This is a genomic window from Nocardioides sp. GCM10027114 (genome assembly GCF_042659625.1).
Taxonomy (GTDB): Bacteria; Actinomycetota; Actinomycetes; order Propionibacteriales; family Nocardioidaceae; genus Nocardioides.
Genome location: NZ_JBHSSS010000006.1, coordinates 72,265 through 96,879, shown reverse-complemented (window position 1 = coordinate 96,879; position 24,615 = coordinate 72,265). Strand labels below are relative to the sequence as shown.

20 protein-coding genes and 1 tRNA gene are annotated in these 24,615 nt (G+C 71.4%); 3 read left to right on the top strand and 18 right to left on the bottom strand.

The window, feature by feature from the left end; genetic code table 11:
- Positions 1-62: 62 nt before the first annotated feature.
- Entirely contained in the window at positions 63-1,418 is a 1,356-nt protein-coding gene (locus ACFP2E_RS03620; protein ID WP_378521238.1) for an ABC transporter substrate-binding protein, read from the top strand.
- Between the two features lie 356 nt (positions 1,419-1,774).
- On the opposite strand, the gene ACFP2E_RS03615 is transcribed toward ACFP2E_RS03620, so the two are convergent.
- From ACFP2E_RS03615 to ACFP2E_RS03595, 5 genes are all read right to left on the bottom strand, one after another.
- Positions 1,775-2,542, bottom strand: coding sequence for an ABC transporter ATP-binding protein (locus ACFP2E_RS03615; protein ID WP_378521239.1), 768 nt, complete (start codon positions 2,540-2,542; stop codon positions 1,775-1,777).
- A complete protein-coding gene (locus tag ACFP2E_RS03610; RefSeq protein WP_378521240.1) occupies positions 2,539-3,531 on the bottom strand; it encodes an ABC transporter ATP-binding protein in 993 nt (330 codons plus the stop codon). Before ACFP2E_RS03610 ends, ACFP2E_RS03615 begins: the two co-directional genes overlap by 4 nt.
- Entirely contained in the window at positions 3,524-4,510 is a 987-nt protein-coding gene (locus ACFP2E_RS03605; protein ID WP_378521241.1) for a branched-chain amino acid ABC transporter permease, read from the bottom strand. The genes ACFP2E_RS03610 and ACFP2E_RS03605 overlap by 8 nt, the downstream gene beginning before the upstream one ends.
- Positions 4,511-4,523: 13 nt before the next feature.
- Entirely contained in the window at positions 4,524-5,810 is a 1,287-nt protein-coding gene (locus tag ACFP2E_RS03600; protein ID WP_378521242.1) for a branched-chain amino acid ABC transporter permease, read from the bottom strand.
- A 159-nt stretch (positions 5,811-5,969) separates the two neighbouring features.
- Positions 5,970-6,572 carry an ANTAR domain-containing response regulator gene (locus ACFP2E_RS03595; protein WP_378521243.1) on the bottom strand — a complete coding sequence of 201 codons (603 nt, stop codon included), beginning with the start codon at positions 6,570-6,572 and terminating at the stop codon, positions 5,970-5,972.
- Between the two features lie 106 nt (positions 6,573-6,678).
- On the opposite strand from ACFP2E_RS03595, the gene ACFP2E_RS03590 reads away from it, so the two are divergent.
- Together ACFP2E_RS03590 and ACFP2E_RS03585 are read left to right on the top strand one after the other, a co-directional pair.
- Positions 6,679-6,751: transfer RNA gene (locus tag ACFP2E_RS03590), tRNA-Leu, on the top strand.
- 49 nt (positions 6,752-6,800) lie between these two features.
- Complete coding sequence (locus ACFP2E_RS03585) at positions 6,801-7,547, top strand: transcriptional regulator (RefSeq protein ID WP_378521244.1); 747 nt, start codon at positions 6,801-6,803, stop codon at positions 7,545-7,547.
- A gap of 21 nt (positions 7,548-7,568) precedes the next feature.
- Here ACFP2E_RS03585 and pyk read toward each other — a convergent pair whose 3' ends face one another.
- The 13 genes from pyk to ACFP2E_RS03520 form a co-directional block, all read right to left on the bottom strand.
- Positions 7,569-9,017, bottom strand: coding sequence for a pyruvate kinase (gene pyk / locus ACFP2E_RS03580; protein WP_378521245.1), 1,449 nt, complete (start codon positions 9,015-9,017; stop codon positions 7,569-7,571).
- Between the two features lie 69 nt (positions 9,018-9,086).
- Positions 9,087-10,553: a glutamate synthase subunit beta gene (locus ACFP2E_RS03575; RefSeq protein WP_378521246.1), complete on the bottom strand. Its 1,467-nt coding sequence runs from the start codon at positions 10,551-10,553 to the stop codon at positions 9,087-9,089.
- Positions 10,546-15,114, bottom strand: a complete 4,569-nt coding sequence (gene gltB, locus ACFP2E_RS03570) for a glutamate synthase large subunit (RefSeq protein ID WP_378521247.1) — start codon at positions 15,112-15,114, stop codon at positions 10,546-10,548. Before gltB ends, ACFP2E_RS03575 begins: the two co-directional genes overlap by 8 nt.
- Before the next feature lie 157 nt (positions 15,115-15,271).
- Complete coding sequence (gene lgt, locus ACFP2E_RS03565) at positions 15,272-16,132, bottom strand: prolipoprotein diacylglyceryl transferase (RefSeq protein WP_378521248.1); 861 nt, start codon at positions 16,130-16,132, stop codon at positions 15,272-15,274.
- Positions 16,133-16,145: 13 nt separating this feature from the next.
- A complete protein-coding gene (locus ACFP2E_RS03560; protein WP_378521249.1) occupies positions 16,146-16,793 on the bottom strand; it encodes an SCO family protein in 648 nt (215 codons plus the stop codon).
- The gene (gene trpA / locus ACFP2E_RS03555; protein WP_378521250.1) at positions 16,786-17,583 is read right to left on the bottom strand and encodes a tryptophan synthase subunit alpha; all 798 of its coding nucleotides are present in this window, start codon (positions 17,581-17,583) and stop codon (positions 16,786-16,788) included. The genes ACFP2E_RS03560 and trpA overlap by 8 nt, the downstream gene beginning before the upstream one ends.
- A complete protein-coding gene (trpB, locus tag ACFP2E_RS03550) occupies positions 17,580-18,851 on the bottom strand; it encodes a tryptophan synthase subunit beta (protein ID WP_378521251.1) in 1,272 nt (423 codons plus the stop codon). The genes trpA and trpB overlap by 4 nt, the downstream gene beginning before the upstream one ends.
- Positions 18,848-19,630, bottom strand: coding sequence for an indole-3-glycerol phosphate synthase TrpC (gene trpC / locus ACFP2E_RS03545; RefSeq protein WP_378521252.1), 783 nt, complete (start codon positions 19,628-19,630; stop codon positions 18,848-18,850). Before trpC ends, trpB begins: the two co-directional genes overlap by 4 nt.
- A gap of 2 nt (positions 19,631-19,632) precedes the next feature.
- Positions 19,633-19,833, bottom strand: a complete 201-nt coding sequence (locus ACFP2E_RS03540) for an HGxxPAAW family protein (protein ID WP_378521253.1) — start codon at positions 19,831-19,833, stop codon at positions 19,633-19,635.
- Between the two features lie 40 nt (positions 19,834-19,873).
- On the bottom strand, positions 19,874-20,521 hold the full coding sequence (locus ACFP2E_RS03535; protein WP_378521254.1) for a Trp biosynthesis-associated membrane protein: 648 nt from the start codon (positions 20,519-20,521) through the stop codon (positions 19,874-19,876).
- The gene (hisI, locus tag ACFP2E_RS03530; RefSeq protein ID WP_378521255.1) at positions 20,514-20,861 is read right to left on the bottom strand and encodes a phosphoribosyl-AMP cyclohydrolase; all 348 of its coding nucleotides are present in this window, start codon (positions 20,859-20,861) and stop codon (positions 20,514-20,516) included. The genes ACFP2E_RS03535 and hisI overlap by 8 nt, the downstream gene beginning before the upstream one ends.
- A 17-nt stretch (positions 20,862-20,878) precedes the next feature.
- Entirely contained in the window at positions 20,879-22,699 is a 1,821-nt protein-coding gene (locus ACFP2E_RS03525; RefSeq protein ID WP_378521256.1) for an ABC transporter ATP-binding protein, read from the bottom strand.
- On the bottom strand, positions 22,696-24,477 hold the full coding sequence (locus ACFP2E_RS03520) for an ABC transporter ATP-binding protein (protein WP_378521257.1): 1,782 nt from the start codon (positions 24,475-24,477) through the stop codon (positions 22,696-22,698). The genes ACFP2E_RS03525 and ACFP2E_RS03520 overlap by 4 nt, the downstream gene beginning before the upstream one ends.
- Between the last annotated feature and the right edge of the window lie 138 nt (positions 24,478-24,615).

Genomic DNA, 24,615 nt, shown 5'->3' with positions numbered 1-24,615 from the left:
GCCGCGCCCACCCTCGGGGCTGTGCAGCGGTGAAGCGCACTCCTGACAGAAAGGTTCACCCCGTGAATCGATCCAGAACCGCCACCTGGGTCAAGCTGATGGCCAGCACGGCCGCTCTCAGCCTGACGCTGGCAGCCTGTGGCTCGGACGAGGAAGCCGCGCCCGCGGCCGACGACACCGCAGCCGAGAGCCCCACCTCTGACGCAGGCACCGACGAGACCTTCACCAACGACGTCTGTGCTGGGGGTGCTACGAGCAAGGACACGTTCAAGGTCGGCGGCATCCTGCCGCTCACGGGCAACCTGGCCTTCCTCGGTCCCCCGGAGATCGCGGGTGTCGGCCTCGCCGTGTCGGACATCAACGCCGCCGGCGGCGTCGACGGCAAGGACGCCTGCCACCAGATCGAGGACTCCGGTGACTCGACCGACATGTCGGTCTCGACGGCCTCCGCCGGCACCATGGTGTCGAGCAAGCCTTCGGTCGTCATCGGCGCCGCGTCGTCCAGCGTGTCGCTGAACTTCGTCGACACCCTCACCGACGCCAAGATCACGCAGGTCTCCCCCGCGAACACCGCGGTCGACCTGTCCGGCTACTCGCCGTTCTACTTCCGCACCGCCCCGCCGGACACCATCCAGGGCAACGCGCTCGGCACGCTGATCACCTCTGACGGCTTCCAGCGCATCGCCTTCCTGGTGTTCAACGACACCTACGGCACCGGTCTGCGCAACTTCACCCAGCAGACCATCGAGCAGGCCGGCGGCGAGATCGTCTTCGGCGGCAAGGGCGACGGCGACGAGTTCCCGGCCGGCCAGACCACGTTCTCGGCCGAGGTCACCGCGGCGATCAACAGCAACCCGGACGCCATCGTCATCCTCGCGTTCGACGAGACCAAGGCCATCGTGCCCGAGCTCGCCGCGCAGGGCTGGGACATGCAGAAGACCTACTTCTCCGACGGCAACACCGCGGACTACAGCAAGGACTTCGAGCCCGGCACCATCGAGGGCGCGCAGGGCACCATCCCGGGTGCCGACCCGGAGCAGTCCTTCAAGGACCGCCTCAACGGTTGGTTCGACCAGGCCGAAGGTGGCACGCTCGACAGCTTCGCCTACGGCGCCGAGTCCTACGACGCGGTGATCCTGGCGGCGCTGGCTGCCGTTCGCGGCGGTAGCACCGACTCGCAGACGGTCCGCGACAACTACGCGGCTGTCTCGGGTGCCACCGACGGTGAGGAGTGCACCTCCTACGCCGACTGTGTCGCCCTGCTCGAGGAGGGCAGCGAGATCCGCTACGCCGGTCCGTCCGGCATCGGCCCGATCAACGACGAGAACGACCCGTCGTCCGCGTTCGTCGGCATCTACACCTTCAACAACGACAACGCTCCTGAGATCTCGAGCACCGTCGAGGGGTCGCTCGGCTGACCCGAGTCCCTGACTCGGGCCACCCGGCCCCACGGCAACGGCCCCGGACCGCAAGGTCCGGGGCCGTTGTCGTGCGCGGAGCTGCCCTGTCGCGATCCCCGGATATCCGGGGATCGCCTCGCTTCTCGGGCAGTGGAGTGGCCCAGAAGCGCAGCGAGTGCCCGAGCGGTGTGACAGCCGGCGCAGGTGAGGCGACGGCTCAGGCGGGCGGAGGTACGCCGAGGACGCGCGCCCGGCGTACACCGCCACCGAGGAACCACAGCAGCGCTCCGGGCACCAAACACGCACTCCCGGCACACACCAGCGCCCCCGGCCTGGTGGCCGGGGGCGCTGGTGGTGTCAGGCGGGCTGGAGCGTCAGTGCTGCTCGCGCTCCGCGTCGACGTCCTTGGCGAGCGTGCCGAGGTAGAGCTCGATGACCTTGGGGTCGTTGGCAAGATCACGGCCGCTGCCGGTGTAGGCGTCCTTGCCCTGGTCGAGCACGTAGCCGCGGTCGCAGATCTGCAGGCAGCGGCGGGCGTTCTGCTCGACCATGACCACGGACACGCCGGTCTTGTTGATGCGCCGGGTGCGGATGAACGTCTCGTCCTGACGCACCGGGGACAGGCCGGCCGACGGCTCGTCGAGGAGCAGGACCGAGGGCTCCATCATGAGCGCCCGGGCCATGGCCAGCGACTGCCGCTCACCGCCGGAGAGCGCACCCGCACGCTGGTTGCGCCGGTCGTGCAGGACCGGGAAGAGGTCCCACATGGCCGCAAGTCGCTCGTTGAGCTTCTTGGGCCGCATGAAGAGCCCCATCCGGAGGTTCTCCTCGATGGTCAGCGTCGGGAAGACGTTGTTGGTCTGCGGCACGAAGCCGACACCCATCTCCACGAGCTTGTTGGCCTTGAAGTTGGTGATCTCCTCGCCGTGCAGGGTGACGGACCCGGAGTGGACCTTCACCAGGCCGAACATCGCCTTGAGGAGGGTCGACTTGCCGGCGCCGTTCGGGCCGATGATGCCGATCATCTCGCCGGGGTAGGCCACGAGGCTGCACCCGTTGAGGATGTTGACGCCGGGCAGGTAGCCCGCGACGACGTCCTTGGCCTCGACGACCGGGGTCTGATTCTGCGGCTGCGCGGTCACTTCTTCTCCTCCCCGGCGGCGCCGTGGTGGTGGGTCGCCCGCTGGGCGTCCTCCGCCTCGACCTCCGCGTGGATCTGCTCGATGGCCTCGTCCTCCAGCAGGCTGTCGTCGCCGAGGTCGGTGTCGTGGTGGGCACCGAGGTAGGCGTCGATCACCGCAGGGTCGGACATCACCGTGTCGGCGGGCCCCTCGGCGACGAGCTTGCCCTCGGCCATGACGTTGACCCAGTCGGAGATGTGCCGGACGACGTGCATGTCGTGCTCGACGAAGAGGACGGTCATGCCTTCGTCGCGCAGGCTCTGGATGTGGCCCAGCAGCGACTGCGTCAGGGCCGGGTTCACACCCGCCATCGGCTCGTCGAGCATGATCATCTTCGGGTCACTCATCAGCGCGCGCGCCATCTCGAGCAGCTTGCGCTGACCGCCGGACAGGCTGCCGGCGTAGTCGTCCTTCTTCTCGAGGAGCTTGAAGCGCTGGAGCAGCTCCTTGGCCTTCTCCTCGATCGCGATCTCCTGCTTGGACCAGGCCGGCTTGAACATGCACTTCAGGAGGTTCTCGCCGGTCTGCTGCTGGGCGCCCAGCATCATGTTGTCCATCACCGTCATGCGGCTGAGCGCCTTGGTGAGCTGGAAGGTGCGGACCATGCCGGCCCGCGCGACGCTGGACGCCGAGGTCTTGTCGAGGGTCCTCCCGTCGAACGACCAGTGGGCGCCGCTCTTCGCCGAGCTCGGCTTGTCGAAGCCGGTGATCAGGTTGAAGAACGTCGTCTTGCCGGCACCGTTGGGGCCGATCAGGGCGGTGATGATGCCTCGCTGGACCTCGAGGTGGTCGACGTCCACGGCGGTCATGCCGCCGAAGTTCCGGACGATGTTGTCGACCACGAGGATCGGGTCCGGCTTGGACGCGCCGGGACGGGCCTCGACGCCCGACATCAGCCGGGCCCGCTCCGCCGGGTCCGCCAGGCTGGGGGTGGCGACCTGCTCAGACATTGAAACGCAACTCCCTCTTGTTACCGAGGATGCCCTGCGGCCGGAAGATGACCAGGAGCATCAGGGCCACACCCACGACGATGAACGAGAACTGCTCGGTCTGCTGGCTGTTCATGATGCTGTCGGGGACGTAGGCATTGGCGCCGTTCTTGATCAGGATCCGGGCGGTGTAGAAGATGACCGCCCCCAGGATCGGACCGAAGAGCGTCGCCGCTCCTCCGAGCAGCAGTGCCGTGTAGGCGAAGAACGTCAGCGAGCGTCCCATCGCGTCTGCCTGCACCGAGCTGGCCAGCACGTAGACCATGCCGCCCAGCGCACCGAAGAGACCACCGATGACCAGCGCCTGCATCTTGATGGCGAACACGTTCTTGCCGAGGCTGCGGATGGCGTCCTCGTCCTCACGGATGCCGCGCAGCAGACGGCCCCACGGGCTCTTGACGAGCAGCGCGACCAGCACGGCGGAGATGAGCACGAGCATCCAGGCCACGAACCGCACCCACCAGCCGTTGACGCCGGTGTTGGAGTAGTCCCACGGTCCGAACGCCGTGCTGCCGCTCCCGAAGAAGGAGAGCTCGACGAAGGGGTCGCGGTACTGGCTTCCGGGGATGCCCTGGGCAGCGCCCGTGAAGTCGGTGAGCAGCGACAACCGGCCGACGAAGCGGATGATCTCCGCCGCCGAGATCGTGACGATCGCGAGGTAGTCGCCTCGTAGCTTCAGCGTGGGCGCGCCCAGGATCAACGCGAACACGAAGGCGGCGCCGAGGCCGATGAGCACGGCCAGCGGCAGGGGCAGGCCCTTCCAGATGGAGATGGCGAAGCCGTAGGCCCCGAGCAGCATGAAGCCCGCCTGGCCCATGTTGAGCAGGCCGGTGAATCCGAAGTGGATGTTGAGGCCGATGACGGCGATCGCCACGGCCGCGGTCTGCGGTGCGATCGCCTCGCGGGCCATGGCCTCGAGGATGTTCACAAAGGTGTCCATGTCTTCTTCCCTCTCAGCCGACCCGCTCGGCGCGTCCCAGCAGGCCCTGCGGCCTGACGAGCAGCAGCAGGATCAGGATGCCCAGCGCCACGGCGTACTTGAGGTCGCCGGGGGCGCCCAGCGGCCCGGCGAGCTCGACCACCATGCCGATGATCAGCGAGCCGACCAGTGCGCCGAAGGCGGTGCCGAGACCGCCCAGGGTCACGGCCGCGAACAGCAGCAGCAGGATCTGCATGCCGGTGTCCCACCGGATGCCGTTGCTGACGACGAGGGCGTAGAGGACGCCGGCAAGGCCGGCGAGTCCGGCGGCCGCCGTCCAGACGAGCCGGATGATGCGGTCGACGTCGATGCCGGAGGCGGCGGCGAGCGCCGGGTTGTCCGACACGGCCCGCGTGGCGCGCCCGATCCGGGTGCGGAGCAGGATGTAGCCGACCGCGGCGATCACGACGACCGAGATGCCCATCGCGACGAACGACATGTTCGTGACGGTGATCGGGCCGAACGTCGTGGTGTCGAAGTTCTGGACCACCACCTTCACCGTGCTCGCGCCGACGAAGTACTGGAAGGTGTACTGCGCGGCGAGCGACATGCCGATGGTCACGATCATCATCTGGGTCAGGCCCAGGCCACGGCGACGCAGTGGTTGCCACATGCCGCGGTCCTGGAGGTAGCCCGTGAGGCCGCAGAGGGCGACCACGATCACCATGCCCACCCACAGGTTGAGGCCGGCGACGTTGACGAAGCCGTAGGCGAGGATGCCGCCGAGAGTCACCTGCTCGGCGTGCGCGAAGTTCGACAGGCCGGTCGTGCCGTAGATCAGCGACAGCCCGACCGACGCGAGCGCCAGCAGCAGGCCCAGCCGGAGCCCGTTGAAGGAGCTCTGGATGAGCAGGTCGGAGCGGCTCGTGGTGGCGTCGAACTCGGCGGTGCGGACGTTGAAGAGCGCCGGGAACGTCTTCTGCGCCTTGCCGATCTTCACGTCCAGGGTGCGCTCCGTGACGCCCTGCGCGGCGAGCCCCTCGGGGAACGACTCCTCGTCGAGCGTGACGACGTACTCGCCCGCCTCGGTGGCCGGGTAGTTCCACTTGCCGGCCTCGTCGGTGGTGACCGTGACCTCCTCCCCGGCGGGAGTGGTGATCACCAGGTTCACCTCGGCGACCGGGCCCTCCTCGGAGCGCAGGGTGCCGACGATGCACGACGTACCGTCATCAGGCAGGCACAGTGCCGACGCATGTGCCGTGGACGTGCCGATGAGCAGCAGCAGTGGTGCGAGCAGAACTGCGAACAGCAGTCCTGCCACCCCCCTGACCAAAGCTCGCTCACGGACGTTGGGACGAGACTTCACTCGGGTCCTCCTCACAGGCCCCCCTCTGGGTGCTGCCGGGCAGTCTAAGGGTGTTGCGCGTGGCGCAGGCCACATCAGGGCACGCGGCGCCGAGTTCGATACCGGCTCGTGACATCAGGGCCCCGCGACCCCGGGTCCGTGCTCGACGACGCCGTCCGCGACCTGCCGCATCGACAGTCGCAGGTCCATGGCCGTCTTCTGGATCCAGCGGAACGCCTCGGACTCGCTCAGGCCGAGCTCCTTCTGGAGGACGCCCTTGGCGCGGTCAACGGCCTTGCGCGCCTCGAGCCGCTCCTGGAGGTCTGCGACCTCCTTCTCGAGCTGGTCGAGCTCGGCGAACCGGCTCACGGCCATCTCGATGGCGGGGACGAGGTCGCCCTGGCTGAACGGCTTGACGAGGTAGGCCATGGCGCCCGCGTCGCGCGCCCGCTCGACCAGCTCGCGCTGGGAGAAGGCGGTGAGGATCACGACGGGGGCGATCCGGTCGGCGGCGATGAGCTCGGCGGCGGCGATGCCGTCCAGCACCGGCATCTTGACGTCGAGGATGACGAGGTCCGGACGCAGCTCGCGCGCCAGCTCGACGGCGCGCTGGCCGTCCCCGGCCTGGCCGACGACCTCGTAGCCCTCCTCACCGAGCATCTCGGCGAGATCCATCCGGATGAGGGCCTCGTCCTCGGCGATGACGACGCGACGGGGGGCAGGTGTGGCCTGGTTCACGGTGGGCAAATGTAGTCGGCCGGTCCCCTGCCTCAACGACGACCCTGACGCCGACCCTGCGGCGGGATGGGTCCGAGGGCAGTCGGGTAGCGTTGCGTCGCTCGCGGCCCCGGTATCCCAACGGCAGAGGAAGCGGTCTCAAACACCGTCCAGTGTGGGTTCGAATCCCACCCGGGGCACCCCAGCCCGCCCAGCGCCAGTGTCGGTGCTCTGACTGATCGTGGGGTCATGTACCCCGCTGACGTGCGCCACGCTGCCCAGGATCTGCTGTCGGCCGGGCTCAGCGTGTCGGAGGTCAGCCGCAGGCTCGGTGTGAGCAGGTGGGCAGTACGCGACTGGTCCCGCCGCCCGGCGCGGACCGGCGTGGAGATGCACTGCCCGCGCTGCGGCCAGGGCGGCGACGACCTGGCCGCCTACGCTGCGCTGCTCGGCTACTACCTCGGCGACGGGTGCCTCTCCCCCGCCAGACGCACCGTGGTTCTCCGCATCAGCTGTGACGCCACTCGCCTCGGGATCGTAGGCGACGTGGAGCGATCAGTGCTCGGGGTACGACCAGACGCGACGATTCACCGGGTGCGGGGTCCGGGAGTTCTGGTGGTGCAGTCGGCGTGGAAGCACTGGCCCTGCCTGTTCCCGCAGCACGGGCCCGGACGCAAGCATCACCGCCCCATCGTGCTCGAGCCATGGCAGCAGGCGATCGTGGACGCCCATCCGGGAGACTTCCTGCGGGGCCTGTTCCACTCGGACGGGAGCCGGGTGGCCAACTGGGCCACGCGCACGGTGGGTGGCGTCCGCACCCGCCACGACTATCCGCGCTGGATGTTCAGCAACAGGTCCGAGGACATCATGAGCCTGTGCACCGCGACGCTCGACGCCGTCGGCATCGCCTGGCGGCGGCCGCGGTCGACGTGCGTCGCCGTCTCGAGGGCGGCGGACGTCGCAGCGCTCGAGGCGCTGATCGGGCTGAAGCGGTGACGCCTCCCGCCCGCGACCTGTCTACCGGTGGCGGCGGTAGGCCGGCGCCACCTCGTTGATGGCGTCGCCCATCCGGTGGATCCGCAGCGCGTTGGTCGACCCGGGGATGCCAGGCGGGCTGCCCGCGATGATGACCACGAGGTCACCGGGCTTGACGCGCCCGATGTGCAGCAGCTGCTCGTCGACCTGGCGGACCATCTCGTCGGTGTGCTCGACGGGGGCGGTCTTGAAGGTCTCGACGCCCCAGGTCATGGACAGCTGCGACCGGACCGTCGCCTCGGGGGTGAAGGCCAGCACCGGGATCGTTCCGCGGTAGCGCGAGAGCCGCCGGGCGGAGTCGCCGGACTGGGTGAAGGCCACGAGGTACGCCGCCTCGGCACGCTCGCCGACCTCGGCGGCCGCCTTGGCGATGATGCCGCCCTTGGTCTTGGGCTGCCAGTCGATGGCCGCCATCTTGCCGAGGGAGTGCTTCTCGGTGGACTCGATGATCCGGGCCATGGTCCGGACGGCCTCGATGGGGTACTCCCCCACGCTCGTCTCGCCCGACAGCATCACGGCGTCGGCGCCGTCGAGGACGGCGTTGGACACGTCGGAGGCCTCCGCGCGGGTCGGCGCGGGGTTCTCGATCATCGACTCGAGCATCTGGGTCGCGACGATGACCGGCTTGGCGTTCCGGCGAGCCTTCTCGATGACCCGCTTCTGCAGGAACGGGACGTCCTCCAGGGGGCACTCAACACCCAGGTCGCCACGAGCCACCATGAAGGCGTCGAACGCCTTGATGACCTCGTCGAGGTTGTCGATCGCCTGGGGCTTCTCGATCTTGGCGATGACGGGGAGCATCACGCCCTCCTCGGCCATCACCTCGCGCACCTTGTCGACGTCCTTGGCCGAGCGCACGAAGGACAGCGCGATGAAGTCGACCGAGAGGTGGAGCGCGAAGCGCAGGTCCTCGATGTCCTTCTCCGACAGCGCCGGCACGCTCACCGGGACGCCGGGGAGGTTGATGCCCTTGTGGTCGCTCACCGGACCGCCGGTGACCACCTCGGTCACCACGTCCTTGCCGTCGATCTCGACGACCTTGAGCCGGATCTTGCCGTCGTCGATGAGGATCGGGTCGCCGGGGCTCACGTCGCCGGGCAGCCCGTCGTACGTCGTGCCGCAGACGTTCTCGTCTCCTGCGACCTCGCGGGTGGTGATGGTGAAGCGCGCACCTGGCTCGAGGAAGGCCCGGCCGTGGGCGAAGGTGTCGAGCCGGATCTTCGGCCCCTGCAGGTCGGCGAAGATGCCGACCCCGTGACCGGTGGCGTCCGCGGCGTCGCGGACCATCCGGTAGTTGCGCTCGTGGTCGGCATGGCTGCCGTGGCTCATGTTCAGCCGGGCGACGTCCATGCCGGCCTCGACCAGCTCACGGATCTTCTCCGGGGTCGAGACGGCGGGGCCGAGGGTGCAGACGATCTTGGCTCTACGCACGGGCCTGAGCCTAGCGCGAGTTAGATCGTTCAAACACCTCGACCCCGCCCCCTTTTCAGGCGACCGTGGTCACACGACGAGCGGCCGGGCCGTCGGCGGGATCGGCGCCGGCAGGTTGGTCGAGCCGCTGAGGTACTCGTCGACCGCGGCCGCGGCCGCCCGGCCCTCCGCGATGGCCCAGACGATCAGCGACTGGCCCCGCCCGGCGTCGCCGGCGACGAAGACGCCGTCGACCGAGGTGGCGTAGCGACCGTCGCGTGCGACGTTGCCGCGCTCGTCGAGGTCGACGCCGAGCTGCTCGAGCAGCCCCTCCTTCTCGGGGCCGGTGAAGCCCATCGCGAAGAGCACCAGGTCGGCGGCCAGCTCGCGCTCGGTGCCCTCGTGCTCGACGAGCCGGCCGTCGACGAACTCGACCTCGACGATCCGCAGCGCACGGACCCGGCCCTCGTCGTCACCGAGGAACTCCTTGGTGGAGACGGAGTAGACCCGCTCGCCGGCCTCCTCGTGCGCCGAGGAGACCCGGAAGGTCATCGGGTACGTCGGCCACGGCTGGCCGGCGGGCCGGCTCTCCGGTGGCTCGGGCATGATCTCGAGCTGCGTGATCGACGCCGCGCCCTGACGGGTCGCGGTGCCGAGGCAGTCGGCACCGGTGTCGCCGCCACCGATGATGACGACGTGCTTGCCCTCGGCGGTCACCTGGCCGGCGACCTCCTCCCCCAGCGCGACGCGGTTGGCCTGCGGCAGGTAGTGCATCGCCTGGTGGATGCCGTCGAGCTCGCGCCCGGGCACCGGCAGGTCCCGCGCGACGGTCGCCCCGGTGGCGACGACCACCGCGTCGTAGCGCTCGCGCAGCTGCTGGCCGGTGAGGTCGTTCCCGACGTCGACGCCTGCCCGGAAGACGGTGCCCTCGCGCCGCATCTGGTCTAGGCGGCGGTCGAGGTGCTGCTTCTCCATCTTGAACTCGGGGATGCCGTAGCGCATCAGCCCGCCGATCTTGTCGGCGCGCTCGTAGACGGCGACGGTGTGACCGGCCCGGGTCAGCTGCTGCGCGGCCGCGAGGCCGGCGGGGCCGGACCCGATCACGGCCACCGTGCGGCCCGACAGCCACTCGGGCGGCTGGGGCCGGACGAAGCCGGACTCCCATGCCTTGTCGATGATCGAGACCTCGACGTTCTTGATCGTGACCGGGTCCTGGTTGATGCCGAGGACGCAGGCCGTCTCGCAGGGCGCCGGGCAGAGGCGACCGGTGAACTCCGGGAAGTTGTTGGTCGCGTGGAGGCGCTCGATGGCGCCCTCCCAGTCGTCGCGCCAGACCAGGTCGTTCCACTCCGGGATGATGTTGCCCAGCGGGCAGCCCTGGTGGCAGAACGGGATGCCGCAGTCCATGCAGCGTCCGGCCTGCTTGCTGATGATGGGGAGCAGGGCGCGTCCGGCGGAGCCGGGGTAGACCTCGTTCCAGTCCTTCACCCGCTCCTCGACCGGCCGCCGCTCGGCGACCTGCCGGCCGTCCTTGAGGAATCCCTTGGGGTCAGCCATGAAGAACCTCCATGATCCGTGCCGCGGCTTCCTCGTCGTTGAGGCCGTCCTCGATAGCTTCGGCCCTCGCGTCGAGGACCCTCTTGAAGTCGCTGGGCATCACCTCGGTGAAGCGCGCCAGCGACGCGTCCCAGTCGGCCAGCAGCTCCTCGGCGACGGTCGAGCCCGTCTCCTCGTGGTGCGTCGTGACCAGGGTTCTGAGCTGCTCGGCGGCCTCGCCGGTCACCGGGCCGAGCTCGACGAGCTCGGGGTTGACCCGGCCCTCGTCGAGGTCGAGCACGAAGGCGTACCCGCCGGACATGCCGGCCGCGAAGTTGCGCCCGGTCCGGCCGAGCACGACCACGATGCCACCGGTCATGTACTCGCAGCCGTGGTCGCCCACTCCCTCGACGACGGCGGTCGCGCCGGAGTTCCGGACGCAGAACCGCTCGCCGACCTCGCCGCGCAGGAAGATCTCGCCCGAGGTCGCGCCGTACCCGATGACGTTGCCGGCGATGATCTGCCGACGGGCGTCGAAGGTGGCAGCCCGGTCGGGCCGGACCACGATCCGGCCGCCGGAGAGCCCCTTGCCGACGTAGTCGTTGGCGTCGCCCTCGAGCCGCAGCGTGATGCCGCGGGGCAGGAACGCACCGAAGGACTGGCCGGCCGACCCGGTGAAGGTCAGGTCGATCGTGCCGTCGGGCAGGCCCTCGCCGCGGTAGCGCTTGGTCACCTCGTGGCCGAGGATCGTGCCGACCGTGCGGTTGACGTTGCGGATCGGCAGCTGGGCGCGCACCGGCTCGCCCCGCTCGAGCGCGGGCGCTGCGAGCGGCACCAGGTCGGTGACGTCGAGCGCCTTGTCGAGGCCGTGGTCCTGCACCGTGGTGTTGCGGCGGGCGGCGCCCTCCGGCAGCTCCGGCAGGTGCAGCACCGGCGACAGGTCGAGTCCGCTTGCCTTCCAGTGGTCGACGGCCTGGCTGACGTCGAGAGCGTCGACGCGGCCGATCGCCTCGTCGAGGGTGCGGAAGCCGAGCTCGGCGAGCAGCTCGCGCACCTCCTGGGCGACGAACTCGAAGAAGTTCACGACGTGCTCGGCCTTGCCCGTGTAGCGCTCGCGCAGGACGGGGTTCTGGGTGGCGACGCCGACCGGGCAGGTGTCGAGGTGGCAGACCCGCATCATGATGCAGCCCGACACCACGAGCGGCGCGGTCGCGAAGCCGAACTCCTCGGCGCCGAGGAGCGCCGCGATCACCACGTCGCGCCCGGTCTTCAGCTGGCCGTCGGTCTGCACGACGATCCGGTCGCGCAGGCCGTTGAGCAGCAGCGTCTGCTGGGTCTCGGCGAGGCCGAGCTCCCAGGGGCCGCCCGCGTGCTTGAGCGACGTCAGCGGCGACGCACCGGTGCCGCCGTCGTGGCCGGAGATCAGCACCACGTCGGCGTGCGCCTTCGAGACGCCCGCCGCGACCGTCCCGACGCCGACCTCCGAGACGAGCTTCACGTGGACGCGGGCCGACGGGTTGGCGTTCTTGAGGTCGTGGATCAGCTGCGCCAGGTCCTCGATCGAGTAGATGTCGTGGTGCGGCGGCGGGCTGATGAGGCCCACACCCGGCGTGGAGTGCCGGGTCTTCGCCACCCACGGGTAGACCTTGTGACCGGGCAGCTGGCCGCCCTCGCCGGGCTTCGCGCCCTGCGCCATCTTGATCTGGATGTCGTCGGAGTTGGTGAGGTACTCGGCGGTGACACCGAAGCGGCCGGAGGCGACCTGCTTGATCGCGCTGCGGCGCTCGGGGTCGTAGAGCCGGTCGGGGTCCTCGCCGCCCTCACCGGTGTTGGACTTGCCCCCCAGCCGGTTCATCGCGATGGCGAGGGTCTCGTGGGCCTCCTGGCTGATCGAGCCGTAGGACATCGCCCCGGTCTGGAACCGCTTCACGATCTCCGAGACCGGCTCGACCTCGTCCACCGGGATCGGGGCCCGCTCGCCGCTGCGGAAGCGGAACAGGCCGCGCAGCGTCATCAGCCGTTCCGACTGCTCGTCGACGCGCTGGGTGTACTGCTTGAAGATGTCGTAGCGGCCGGTGCGCGTGGAGTGCTGCAGCCGGAACACCGTCTCCGGGTCGAAGAGGTGCGGCTCGCCCTCCCGGCGCCACTGGTACTCGCCGCCGATGGCGAGCTCCCGGTGGGCCGGCGCGATGCCGACGGGCGGGTACGCCGTGGCGTGGCGACGGGCGACCTCCTCGGCGATGGTGTCGAGCCCGATGCCGCCGAGCTTGGAGGTCGTGCCGGTGAAGTACCGGTCGACCAGCGACTGGCTCAGGCCGACGGCCTCGAAGATCTGGGCGCCGGTGTAGGAGGCGACCGTCGAGACGCCCATCTTGGACATCACCTTGAGGACGCCCTTGCCGAGCGCCTTCACCAGGTTGGCGACGGCCTTCTCGGGGTCGAGCTTCACGAAGTGGCCGTCGCGCGCGAGGTCCTCGACGGACTCCATGGCGAGGTAGGGGTTGACCGCGGCCGCGCCGTACCCGATGAGCAGGGCGACGTGGTGGACCTCGCGGACGTCGCCTGCCTCGACCAGCAGCCCGACCTGGGTGCGGGTCTTCTCGCGGACCAGGTGGTGGTGGACCGCGCCGGTCAGCAGCAGCGACGGGATCGGCGCCAGCTCGGCGGTGCAGTGCCGGTCGGAGAGCACGATGATCCGGGCGCCGCCCTCGATGGCCTCGGACACCTCCTGGCAGATCTCGTCGAGCCGCCGCGCCATCGCCTCGCCGCCGCCCTCGACGGGGTAGAGGCCGCGGGCGACGTGGGTGATGAAGCCCGGCATGTCGCCGTCGCGGTTGACGTGGCGGATCTTGGCGAGGTCGTCGTTGGAGATGACCGGGAACGGCAGCACGACCTGACGGCACGACGCCGGGGTCGGCTTGAGCAGGTTGGCCTCGGGACCGATGGTGCCGCTCAGCGAGGTGACGAGCTCCTCGCGGATCGCGTCGAGCGGCGGGTTGGTGACCTGCGCGAAGAGCTGGCTGAAGTAGTCGAACAGCAGCCGCGGCTTGTCACTGAGCGCCGCGATGGGGGTGTCGGTGCCCATCGAGCCGATCGGCTCGGCGCCGGTGCCGGCCATCGGCGTGAGCAGGACCCGCAGCTCCTCCTCGGTGTAGCCGAACACCTGCTGGCGACGGGTCACCGAGGCGTGCGTGTGCACGACGTGCTCACGCCACGGCAGGTCGTCGAGGTGGATCTGGCCGGCGTGGAGCCACTCGTCGTAGGGGTGCTCCGCGGCGAGGGCGGACTTGATCTCCTCGTCCTCGATGATGCGGTGCTCGTCGGTGTCGACGAGGAACATCCGGCCCGGCTGCAGCCGGCCCTTGCGGACGATCGTCGCCGGGTCGAGGTCGAGCACGCCGACCTCGGACGCGAGCACGACCAGGCCGTCGTCGGTGACCCAGTAGCGGCTGGGGCGCAGGCCGTTGCGGTCGAGCACGGCGCCGATCTGGGCGCCGTCGGTGAAGACGACGCAGGCGGGGCCGTCCCACGGCTCCATCATCGACGCGTGGAACTCGTAGAACGAGCGCCGCTGCGCGTCCATCTCGGCGTGGTTCTCCCAGGCCTCCGGGATCATCATCAGCACCACGTGGGGCAGCGACCGGCCGCCCATGTGGAGCAGCTCGAGGACCTCGTCGAACGACGCCGAGTCGGAGGCGCCGGGAGTGCAGATCGGGAAGAGCCGATCGAGGTCGCCCGGGATGAGGTCGGACTCCAGCAGCGCCTCGCGGGCGCGCATCCAGTTGCGGTTGCCCATCACGGTGTTGATCTCGCCGTTGTGGGCGATGAACCGGAACGGGTGGGCCAGCGGCCAGCTCGGGAACGTGTTGGTCGAGAACCGCGAGTGGACCACGGCGAGGGCGGAGGCGATCCGCTCGTCGGTCAGGTCCGGGAAGAAGTTGTCGAGCTGGTCGGTGGTGAGCATGCCCTTGTAGGCGAGGGTGCGCGACGACAGCGACGGGAAGTAGACGTCGGTCTCGCGCTCGGAGCGCTTGCGCAGGCAGAACGCCAGCCGCTCCAGCGCCATCCCGCTGACCCGGGCGCCGGCGCCGGCGACGAAGAGCTGGCTGAAGGCCGGCATCACGCCGCGCGCGGTGGCGCCGAGGATGCTCGGGTCGATCGGGACGTCACGCCAGCCGAGGACCGCGAGGCCCTCCTCCGCGGCGATCTCCTCGATGCGGCGGCGGCTCTTGGCGACCTGCTCGTCGTCACCGGGGAGGAAGGCCGTGCCGACGGCGTACGACGCCGGCGCGGGCAGCTCGAAGTCCACGACCTCGCGCAGGAACGCGTCCGGGACCTGCATCAGGATGCCGGCGCCGTCGCCGGAGGTGGGCTCGGCACCCGCGGCACCGCGGTGCTCGAGGTTGCGCAGCGCGGTGAGCGCCTTGGCCACGATGTCGTGGCTGGCCTCCCCGGTGAGCGTCGCGACGAACGCGACGCCACAGGCGTCGTGCTCGTGGCGGGGGTCGTAGAGCCCTTGTGCCTGCGGGCCCGCCCAAGGGGCGGTCGGGACCTGCGGTGCGGGCGGCGGGAACGCGTGCATGGGCATTCTCCCGTCGTCGTCGGTGCCGGCCGGGCGCCGCGAGGGCCCAGGCCGACGAGTCGGCATGCGAGGTGGTGCAGTCAAGCGTGCAGGGGACGACGTTGGCCCAAGCGAGGGCTCAGGCTACCACCCGGTCGGTCCGCGCAGGAGGGGCCGACTACGGGACGGACACGTGGCCGTCGCGGTAGACCTGGTCCTCGCGGCCCGGTCGGCGACGCCCCACCACGACGAAGTAGACGGCCGCGGCGACGAACAGCACGATCGAGGTCCAGACGTTCAGCCGGAGGCCGAGCACGTCGGCCATCTGCACCTCGTCGATGCGCAGCATCTCGATCCAGCCGCGGCCCAGGGTGTAGGCCATCACGTAGAGCGCGAGCACCCGGCCGTGGCCCAGCCGGAGCCGTCGGTCGAGCCAGATCACCACGGCGAACGCCAGCAGGTTCCAGACGAACTCGTAGAGGAACGTCGGGTGGAACGTCGTGGCGTCGAGGTAGTCGGCAGGGCGGTGGGCGAGGTCGATCTCGAGGCCCCAGGGCAGGTCCGTCGGCCCGCCGAACAGCTCCTGGTTGAACCAGTTGCCCCAGCGCCCGATCGCCTGCGCGACGAGCACACCGGGCGCCATGGCGTCGAGGATCGGGAGCAGCTTGATGCCGCGCCGCCGGGCGCCGATCACGACCCCGAGCGCGCCGAACGCGATGGCGCCCCACACGCCGAGCCCGCCGCGCCACAGGTACAGCGCGGAGACGGGGTCCTGTCCCTCGCCGAAGTAGAGCTGCCAGTCGGTGGCGACGTGGTAGATCCGGCCGCCCACGAGCCCGAACGGGACCGCCCAGACCGCGAGGTCGCTGACCTCGCCGGCCGTGCCGCCGCGGGCGACCCAGCGCTTCTCGCCGATCCAGATCGCGGCGACGATGCCGAGGATGATGCAGAGCGCGTAGCCGCGCAGCGGGACCGGGCCGAGCTCCCAGACGCCGCTGGAGGGGCTGGGGATCGAGAGGACGGTCAGCAGGGGCAGCACGTCAGGCACCCTCTCACGCGCCGTCCTGGAGCAGCCGGTGGATGTCCTCGGCGAACTGGGCCGAGGAGGTGCCCTGGGTCCACACCAGCGGCACCCGGTCGTCGGAGGTCACCGCGGTGACCTGCGTGCCGTGGGTGACCTCGTAGCCGCCCGACGGCAGCCGCTCACCCTTCTCGACGGCGACCGCCAGCGGGCGGCCGACCTCGATGATCGTGTCGAGGTCGCCGGTGAGCCCGATGAACTCCGGGTCGAAGCGGTCGAGGTAGTCGCGCACCGCGGCCTCGTCGTCACGCGCCGGGTCGGTGGTCACGAAGACCACCTCGACCCGCTCGCGGTCGGCCTCGTCGAGCCGCGTCTTGGCGGAGGCGAGCGAGGCCAGCACCGCCTGGCAGATGTCGGGGCAGTTGGTGTAGCCGAAGAAGACGAGCGTCAGGGGCTCGTCGGTGTCGTCGGCGAGCGAGAAGGGCTCGCCGTCGGTGTCGACGAGCGGCGTCTCCGGGACGACGTACTGCTGGTCGAGGACGGCGCCGTGGTAGCCGCCGTCGGTGGACGAGGCCCCGTCGGCACCGCTCGAGGCGCAGCCGGCCGCGAGCGCCAGCGCCAGCCCCGCGGCCGCGAGCCGCAGCGCCCGCCGCCCGGGAAGGCGTCGGGACTCAGCCACCGCGCACCCCGGCCGCGAGCTCCTCGGTGAGGCCGCGCAGGGCCGCGAGCCCTGCCGCGCGGTCGTCCGCGTGGTCGAGGAGCGTCCGGACGAACGCCGAGCCGACGATCACGCCGTCGGCGTACGACGCGACCTCGGCCGCCTGCTCGCGGGTGCTGACGCCGAGGCCCACCGCGACGGGCAGGTCGGTCGTGGCGCGGGTGCGCTCGACGAGCGGCGCGGAGAGGTCGCTGGTGGTGGCGCGGGTGCCGGTGACGCCCATGACGGCGGTGGCGTAGACGAAGCCACGGCAGGCGGCGGTCGTCATGGCGATCCGGCTGTCGGTCGAGCTCGGCGCGACCAGGAAGATCTTGTCGAGGTCGTGCTCGTCGGCAGCGGCCACCCACTCCGCGGCGCTGTCTGGTGTCAGGTCGGGCGTGATCAGGCCGGAGCCGCCCGCCGAGGCGAGGTCGGCGGCCCAGCGGGCGACGCCGTAGCGCTCGACGGGGTTCCAGTAGGTCATCACGACGGTGGGCGTGCCGGTGGCCGCGACCGCCTCGACCGTGCGCAGCACGTCGCGGGTGCGGGTGCCGCCCTCGAGCGCCTGCTGCGCCGCGGCCTGGATCGTCGGGCCGTCCATGACCGGGTCGGTGTAGGGCAGGCCGACCTCTATGACGTCGCAGCCGGCGTCCACCATGGCGCGCAGCGCGTCGATGCCGCCGTCGACGTCGGGGAAGCCGGCGGGGAGGTAGCCGACCAGGGCCCCGCGGCCCTCGCCGCGGGCCTTGTCGAACGCGGTGGAGACGGTCACCGTGGTCCTTCCGTGGCGCGGGGGTCGGTGTCGGGGTCGCCGACCGGCTCGGCGGTGTCGCGGTCGGGGTCGCCGAGCCCGAACCACTCGATGGCGGTGCCCATGTCCTTGTCGCCGCGGCCGCTGAGGTTGATCAGCACCGTGGCCTCGGGGCCCTTCTCGGCCGCCAGTCGCCTCGCGACCTCGAGCGAGCCCGCGACGGCGTGGGCGGTCTCGATGGCGGGGATGATGCCTTCGGTCCGGCTGAGGAGCGCCATCGCCTCCATCGCCTCGGTGTCCGTCACGGGCAGGTAGGTGGCGCGCCCCGACTTGGCGAGGTGGGCGTGCTGCGGCCCGACGCCCGGGTAGTCGAGGCCCGCGGAGATCGAGTGGGACTCGACGGTCTGGCCGTCCTCGTCCTGCAGGACGTAGGTACGGGCGCCGTGGAGAACCCCGCTCTCCCCCGCGACGATGGTCGCGGCGTGACGGCCGGTCTCCACGCCGTCGCCGCCGGCCTCGAAGCCGTAGATCTCGACGTCGTCGTCGAGGAACGCGGTGAACATGCCGATGGCGTTGGAGCCGCCGCCGACGCACGCGGTCACGGCGTCCGGGAGCCGGCCGAAGCGGTCGAGGCACTGCTGGCGCGACTCGTCGCCGATGCCCCGGGTGAAGTCGCGCACCATGCTCGGGAAGGGGTGCGGCCCGGCCGCGGTCCCGAAGAGGTACGCCGTGTGGTCGACCGAGGCGACCCAGTCGCGGAGCGCCTCGTTGATGGCGTCCTTGAGCGTGGCGCTGCCCGACTCCACGGGCACCACCTTCGCCCCGAGGAGGTTCATCCGGGCGACGTTGAGCGCCTGACGGCGGGTGTCGACGGCGCCCATGTAGACGGTGCAGTCGAGGCCGAAGTAGGCGGCGGCGGTCGCGCTGGCGACACCGTGCTGGCCGGCGCCGGTCTCGGCGATGACCCGCGTCTTGCCCATCCGCTTGGTGAGCAGCGCCTGGCCGAGCACGTTGCGGATCTTGTGGGCACCGGTGTGGTTGAGGTCCTCGCGCTTGAGCAGGATCCGGCAGCCGACCTGCTCGCTGAGCCGCTCGGCGAGGTAGAGCGGGCTCGGGAGCCCGGCGTACTCGCGCAGCACCTGGTCGAACTCGGCGGTGAACTCCGGGTCGGCCATCGCGGCGTGCCACGCGTCGGTGAGCTCGTCGAGCGCGGCGACGAGGGCCTCCGGCATGAACCGGCCCCCGAAGTCGCCGAAGAAACCACGGGCATCGACGTCGTACGTCGTCACGAACCCACTCCTGTCATCGCGCGGACGGCTGCCTCGGGGTCGCCGTCACGGACGAGCGACTCCCCGACCAGGACCACCCGGGCGCCCTCACCCACGTAGCGCGCCACGTCGGCCGGGCCGGCGATGCCGGACTCCGCGACGAGCACACGGTCCTGCGGGACCAAGGGTGCCAGCCGACCCAAGGTGGCGGGGTCGACGTCCAGCGTCTTGAGGTTGCGGGCGTTGACCCCGACCAGCTCGGCGCCGAGCGCGACCGCGCGCTCGGTCTCCGGCTCGTCATGGACCTCCACCAGCACGGTCATGCCGAGCTCGCGGGCCTCGTCGTGGAGCCGCCGCAGCTCGTCGGTGTCGAGCGCCGCCACGATCAGCAGCACCAGGTCGGCGCCGGCGGCCCGGGCCTCGAGCAGCTGGTAGGACGTGACGATGAAGTCCTTGCGCAGCAGCGGGACGTCGACGGCGGCGCGGACGGCGCGCAGGTCGTCGAGGCTGCCGCCGAAGCGGCGCTCCTCGGTCAGCACGCTGATCGCCGCGGCACCGCCACGGGCGTAGGCGGCGGCGAGCTCCGCGGGGTCGGGGATCTCGGCGAGGTCGCCCTTGCTCGGGCTGCGCCGCTTGACCTCCGCGATGACGGAGGAGCCCGGCGCCCGGAAGTGGGGCATCGGGTCACGCGGGGCCGGGACGTCGGCCAGCGCCGCGCGCAGGTCCGCCGCGGGCGTGCGCTCCTCGCGGCGGGCGAGGTCGATCCGGACGCCCGCGACGATGTCGTCGAGGACGGACACGGTCAGTGGCCGGAGGTGTGGAAGCCCAGCTTGGCCATCACGGCGAAGACCACCAGCGAGGCCCCGGCGAGCGCGCAGCCGACCCAGAACAGGCTCAGGCTGACCGGCTCGAGCATGAGCGCGACGCCCCCCACCACGAACCCGAGCAGCGCGGTCGCGACGGCGGCCCAGGCCGCAGGGGTGTTGCCGTGGTTGTCTGCCATGCGTGCTCCTCGAGGCGTTACGTGCGGATCGGGGCCAAGTCTAGGGGGTCTGGGGGTCCTCTCGGACGGTCGGGTCACGCCCCTCGTCCATGGCCCGCCACAGGTCGAGGCCCACGGTGTCGGTGTCGGCCGGCGCCGCCGCGTCGCGGTCGCGCCCCGGCCGCCCGGAGTCGGCCGGCGCGTCGTAGCGGCTGCCCATCTCGGGCCAGGCAGGGACCCACCTCACCGCGAGCGCGGTGGCGACCACCGAGCCCAGCGACCCGGCGGCCGCGCCCCAGAACCAGCCGGACACGGCCGTCTCCGGCTCGCCCCCGCCGGGCTGCAGCTCGAGCAGGGCCGCGGCCACGTCGTCGGGGAGCGTGAACCAGCCCGTCACCACGGTGGCGACCAGGCCGAGGGAGGCGAGCAGGCCGAGCACTGTCAGCACGCGGCGCACCCGCCGGCGGGTGACGAGCACCACGCCCCAGCTCGCGAGCACGACCAGGCTCAGCGCCGAGGCCAGCGGCATCTCCCCCGCTGCCTCCACGAGCCCGAGCGGGTCGGACGCGGCCGCGCCCCCGGAGGCACCGCCGTCGACGACCCACGGCCGCGCGCCCGCGACCGCGGCGAGGATGCCGGCGGCCAGGCCGAGCGCGACGACCGGGCCGAAGGTGCCCCTCGCTCCCGCGGCGCCCCGACCCTCAGCCATCGGCGAGCAGGAGGTCGGCGTCGAAGCAGGTGCGGTCACCCGTGTGGCACGCGGCGCCCTCCTGCTGGACCTTCACGAGCAGGGTGTCGCCGTCGCAGTCGAGGCGGACCTCCTTGACCCACTGCCGGTTTCCGCTGGTCTCGCCCTTGACCCAGTACTCGCGGCGAGAGCGGCTCCAGTACGTCGCCCGCCCGGTCGTCAGCGTCCGGGCCAGCGCCTCGTCGTCCATCCAGCCGAGCATCAGCACCTCGCCGGTGTCATGCTGCTGGACGACCGCGGGCACGAGCCCCTCGGCGTTCCAGCGCACCCGGTGGGTCACCGCGGGATCCAGGGAAGTCACGCCTCCCAGTATCCCCCTCACCCGTGCTGGGCGACCCACGAGGCGTGGAGACCGGCGTACACCCCGGCCTGACCGACCAGCTCCGCGTGGGGGCCGCGCTGGACCACCTCGCCGCGGTCGACGACGACGACCTCGTCGGCGTTCTCCGCGGTGGTGAGGCGGTGCGCGATCGTGACCGACGTGCGGCCCGTCATCAGCCGCTCGAGGGCGCGCCCGATCCGCATCTCGAGCGCCGGGTCGACGGCGCTGGTCGCCTCGTCGAGGACCAGCAGGTCCGGGTCCGCGAGCTGCGCCCGCAGCAGCGCGACCAGCTGCCGCTCGCCCGCAGAGAGCGACTCGCCGCGCTGGCCGACCCGGGTGCGCAGGCCGTTCGGCAGTCCCGCCACCCAGTCGGCGAGACCGAGCTCCTCGGCGGCGGCGAGGATCTCGGCCTCGGTCGCGTCGAGGCGGCCGTAGCGGACGTTCGCCGCGATGGTGTCGTCGAACAGGAAGCCCTCCTGCGGCACCAGCACCACGCTGCGCCGCAGGCTGGTGGCCGCGATCTCGCGGACGTCGACGCCGTCGAGCCGCACGGACCCCTGGTCCGGGTCCATCAGACGGGTCAGCAGCTTGGCGAAGGTGGACTTGCCCGAGCCGGTCTCCCCCACGATCGCGACGCGGGTGCCGGCGGCGATGCCCATCGTCACGTCGCGCAGCACCGGCGGCCCACCGGGGTAGGCGAACGTCACGTGGTCGAGCTCGACGTCGATCGGCCCGCGCGGCAGCTCGCGGCCGTCGGGACCGGGGTCGACGAGGTCCGCGGGGGTCTCGAGGATGCCGATCACGCGCCGCCAGCTGGCGATGGCGTTCTGCGCGTCGGTGAGGATCTGGGTGCCCATCTGTACCGGGCCCACGAAGAGCGTGACCAGGAACGCGAACGCGAGCACCTTGCCGGCGGTCATGTCGCCGACGAAGCCGAGCCACACGCCCACGATCAGGACCCCGGCGTTGGCGAGGCCGGCCGAGATGCCGCCGAGCGAGAAGGAGACGACCGTGAACTTCTGGGCCCGGACGCTGGCGGCCTTGTAGTCGTCGATGGCGGTGTCGATGCGGCCCTGGGTGCGGTCCTCGATCGCGTAGGAGCGGACCACGGCGGTGCCGACGACCGGCTCGGAGATGGCGGAGAGCAGCACGCCGACCTGGTGGCGGACGATGCCGTACGCCTCGGAGAGCTTGCGCTGGAAGTAGCGGATGGAGAGGAACAGCGGCGCGAAGCACAGCCAGACGACGAGGGCGAGCTGCCAGCTGTAGACCACCATGATCACGGTCGCGACCAGCATCTGGCCGATGCTCACGATGAAGAGCAGGCCGCCGAAGACGAGGAACTGGCTGACCTGGTCGACGTCGGTGGTGACCCGCGAGACGAGGGCGCCGCGGCGCTCGGTGTTCTGGGTGAGCAGCGGCAGGTCGTGGACGTGGCGGAAGGCCTTGATGCGCAGCGTCGCCAGGCCGCGCTCGGAGGTGGTGAACAGCCGGCTCGTCATGAGGTACGACGCCCCGCTGGTCAGCGCGATCGCGGCGGCAGCGGCGACCCCCATCCAGACGACGAAGGAGACGTCGGGTCCCCCGGGTCCCCTGAGGCCGCGGTCGAGGGTCTGCTGCACGGCGATCGGCACCACGACCTGGCCGAGCGAGGCGACGACGGCGAGCACCAGGGTGAGCCCGAGGCCCTCCGAGAGCTCGGGAGAGATCCGCATGCCGCGGCGGATCGTCGCGATGGCGCCGATCGACTCGCCGGTGTCGACGCGGGGGCCGGAGCGGGCGAGGTCGTCGCCCGTGGTCGTGCCGGCGGTGCTCATGCGTGCTCCCCGTGCTCGTAGGCGTTGACCAGCCGGGCGTAGGCGGGGCTCGTGCGCAGCAGCTCGGCGTGGGGGCCGCGGTCGACGATCCGCCCGCCGTCGAGGTGGACCACCTCGTCGGCCAGCGCGATGGTCGCCTTCCGGTAGGCGACGACGACGAGCGTGGCGCCGCCGCCCTGCTCGCGGAGGGTGGCGAGGATCCGGGCCTCGACCTCGGGGTCCACGGCCGAGGTGGCGTCGTCGAGCACCAGCAGCCGGGGGCGGCGGACCAGGGCCCGGGCCAGCGAGATCCGCTGCCGCTGGCCGCCGGACAGCGACGTCCCGCGCTCCCCCAGCCGCGCGTCGAGGCCGTGGGCGAGGCCGGCGACGAAGCCGTCGGCCTGCGCTGCGCGCAGTGCCCGCCAGACCTCGTCGTCGGGGACGTCTGCGCCGAGCGTGACGTTGCCCCGGACGGTGTCGTCGAAGAGGAACGCGGTCTGCGGCACGAGCGCCACCGACTCGGCCAGCGCGCCCGGGCGCAGGTCTCGCAGGTCGACCCCGTCGACCCGGACGGCGCCGCTGTCGGGGTCGACGAGGCGGGTCAGCAGGTTGGTGATCGTGCTCTTGCCGGAGGCGGTCGCGCCCACGAGGGCCACGGTGCGGCCGGGCTCGACGGTGAAGCTGACGTCGCGCAGCAGCGGCGGGCCGCCGTCGTACGCGTAGGCGAGGCCGTCCACCTCGAGCCGCGCGCCGCCCCCCGTGGCGGGCAGCGACGCGTCGCCGTACGGGATGGCGCCGCGGGCGGCCAGCACGGCACTGGTGCGGCGGAAGCCCACCAAACTGCGCGGGAACTCGCCGAGCAGCCAGCCGATGGCGCGGATCGGGAAGGAGACGATCGTCAGCAGGTAGGCGACGGTCACGACGTCGCCGGCGTCGGCCTGGCCGCCGAGCACCCGGGCCACCCCCACCGCCAGCACCACCAGGACGCCGACGTTGGGCAGGGCCGCCAGGGTCGGGTCGAACGCCGCGCGGATGCGGCCGGCGCGGATGTTGACGTCGCGCAGCTCGTGGGCCTTGGCGGTGAAGCGGTCGGTCTCCTCCCCCTCGCGGCCCAGTGTCTTGACCACCATCGCGCCGTCGAACGACTCGTGGGCGATCTCGCTGACCTCGGCGCGCAGCCCCTGGGCCCGGGTCATCAGCGGGGACGCGAGCCGCTGGTAGACGAGGTTGGCCGCGACGACCGCCGGGAAGACCAGCAGCCCGACCAGTGCCATCACGACGTCGGCGAGGAGCATCTGGACGATCGCGATGGCCATCATCACCACGGTGCCGAGCGCCATCGGCAGCGGCGCGATGGGCCCCCACGCGGCCTCGACGTCGGAGTAGGCGTTGGAGAGCAGCTGGCCCGTGGGGTGGCGCTGGTGCCACGACATGGGGAGCGAGAGGTACTGCCGGGTCACGCCTCGGCGGGTGTGGGCCTGCATGCGGTACTGCATGACGCCCGCGCCGAGCCGGCGGGCCACGATCCCGACCGCGCGCAGGACGGCGACGCCGACGAACAGCGCCAGCACCGCCCAGAGGAGGCTGCCGGAGATCTCGCCGTCACGGAAGGCCGGCAGCAGCACGTGGTCGGTCGCCCAGCCGAGCACCCACGCGTCGGCGACGGTGAGCACCGCGAAGAGCACGCTGCCGACGGTGGACAGGACGAAGATCCACGGCTCCCGCCTGATGGCGACCCCGAGGACCGCGAAGCCCTCACGGGTCGTGGCCCCCCGGGGCTGGGCCTGCACGTCCGTCACCTGTCCGACTCCCCCTCCGGTCACCCCCGGCTGCCCCCGGTCTCACCTGCCGGGGTCAGGCTAGGTCACCGGCCAAGCGTCCACGGCAGCGGTCACCGGGGCGGCCACCGGAGCGGTGACCGGGGCGCACCTAGGATC

Bases quoted from the DNA above. Each gene is read 5' to 3' on its own strand.
- ACFP2E_RS03610 (WP_378521240.1), bottom strand. From the start codon at position 3,531: ATGTCTGAGCAGGTCGCCACCCCCAGCCTGGCGGACCCGGCGGAGCGG.
- ACFP2E_RS03605 (WP_378521241.1), bottom strand. From the start codon at position 4,510: ATGGACACCTTTGTGAACATCCTCGAGGCCATGGCCCGCGAGGCGATC.
- ACFP2E_RS03585 (WP_378521244.1), top strand. From the start codon at position 6,801: ATGTACCCCGCTGACGTGCGCCACGCTGCCCAGGATCTGCTGTCGGCC.
- ACFP2E_RS03575 (WP_378521246.1), bottom strand. From the start codon at position 10,553: ATGGCTGACCCCAAGGGATTCCTCAAGGACGGCCGGCAGGTCGCCGAG.
- gltB (WP_378521247.1), bottom strand. From the start codon at position 15,114: ATGCACGCGTTCCCGCCGCCCGCACCGCAGGTCCCGACCGCCCCTTGG.
- ACFP2E_RS03540 (WP_378521253.1), bottom strand. From the start codon at position 19,833: ATGGCAGACAACCACGGCAACACCCCTGCGGCCTGGGCCGCCGTCGCG.
- ACFP2E_RS03535 (WP_378521254.1), bottom strand. From the start codon at position 20,521: ATGGCTGAGGGTCGGGGCGCCGCGGGAGCGAGGGGCACCTTCGGCCCG.
- ACFP2E_RS03525 (WP_378521256.1), bottom strand. From the start codon at position 22,699: ATGAGCACCGCCGGCACGACCACGGGCGACGACCTCGCCCGCTCCGGC.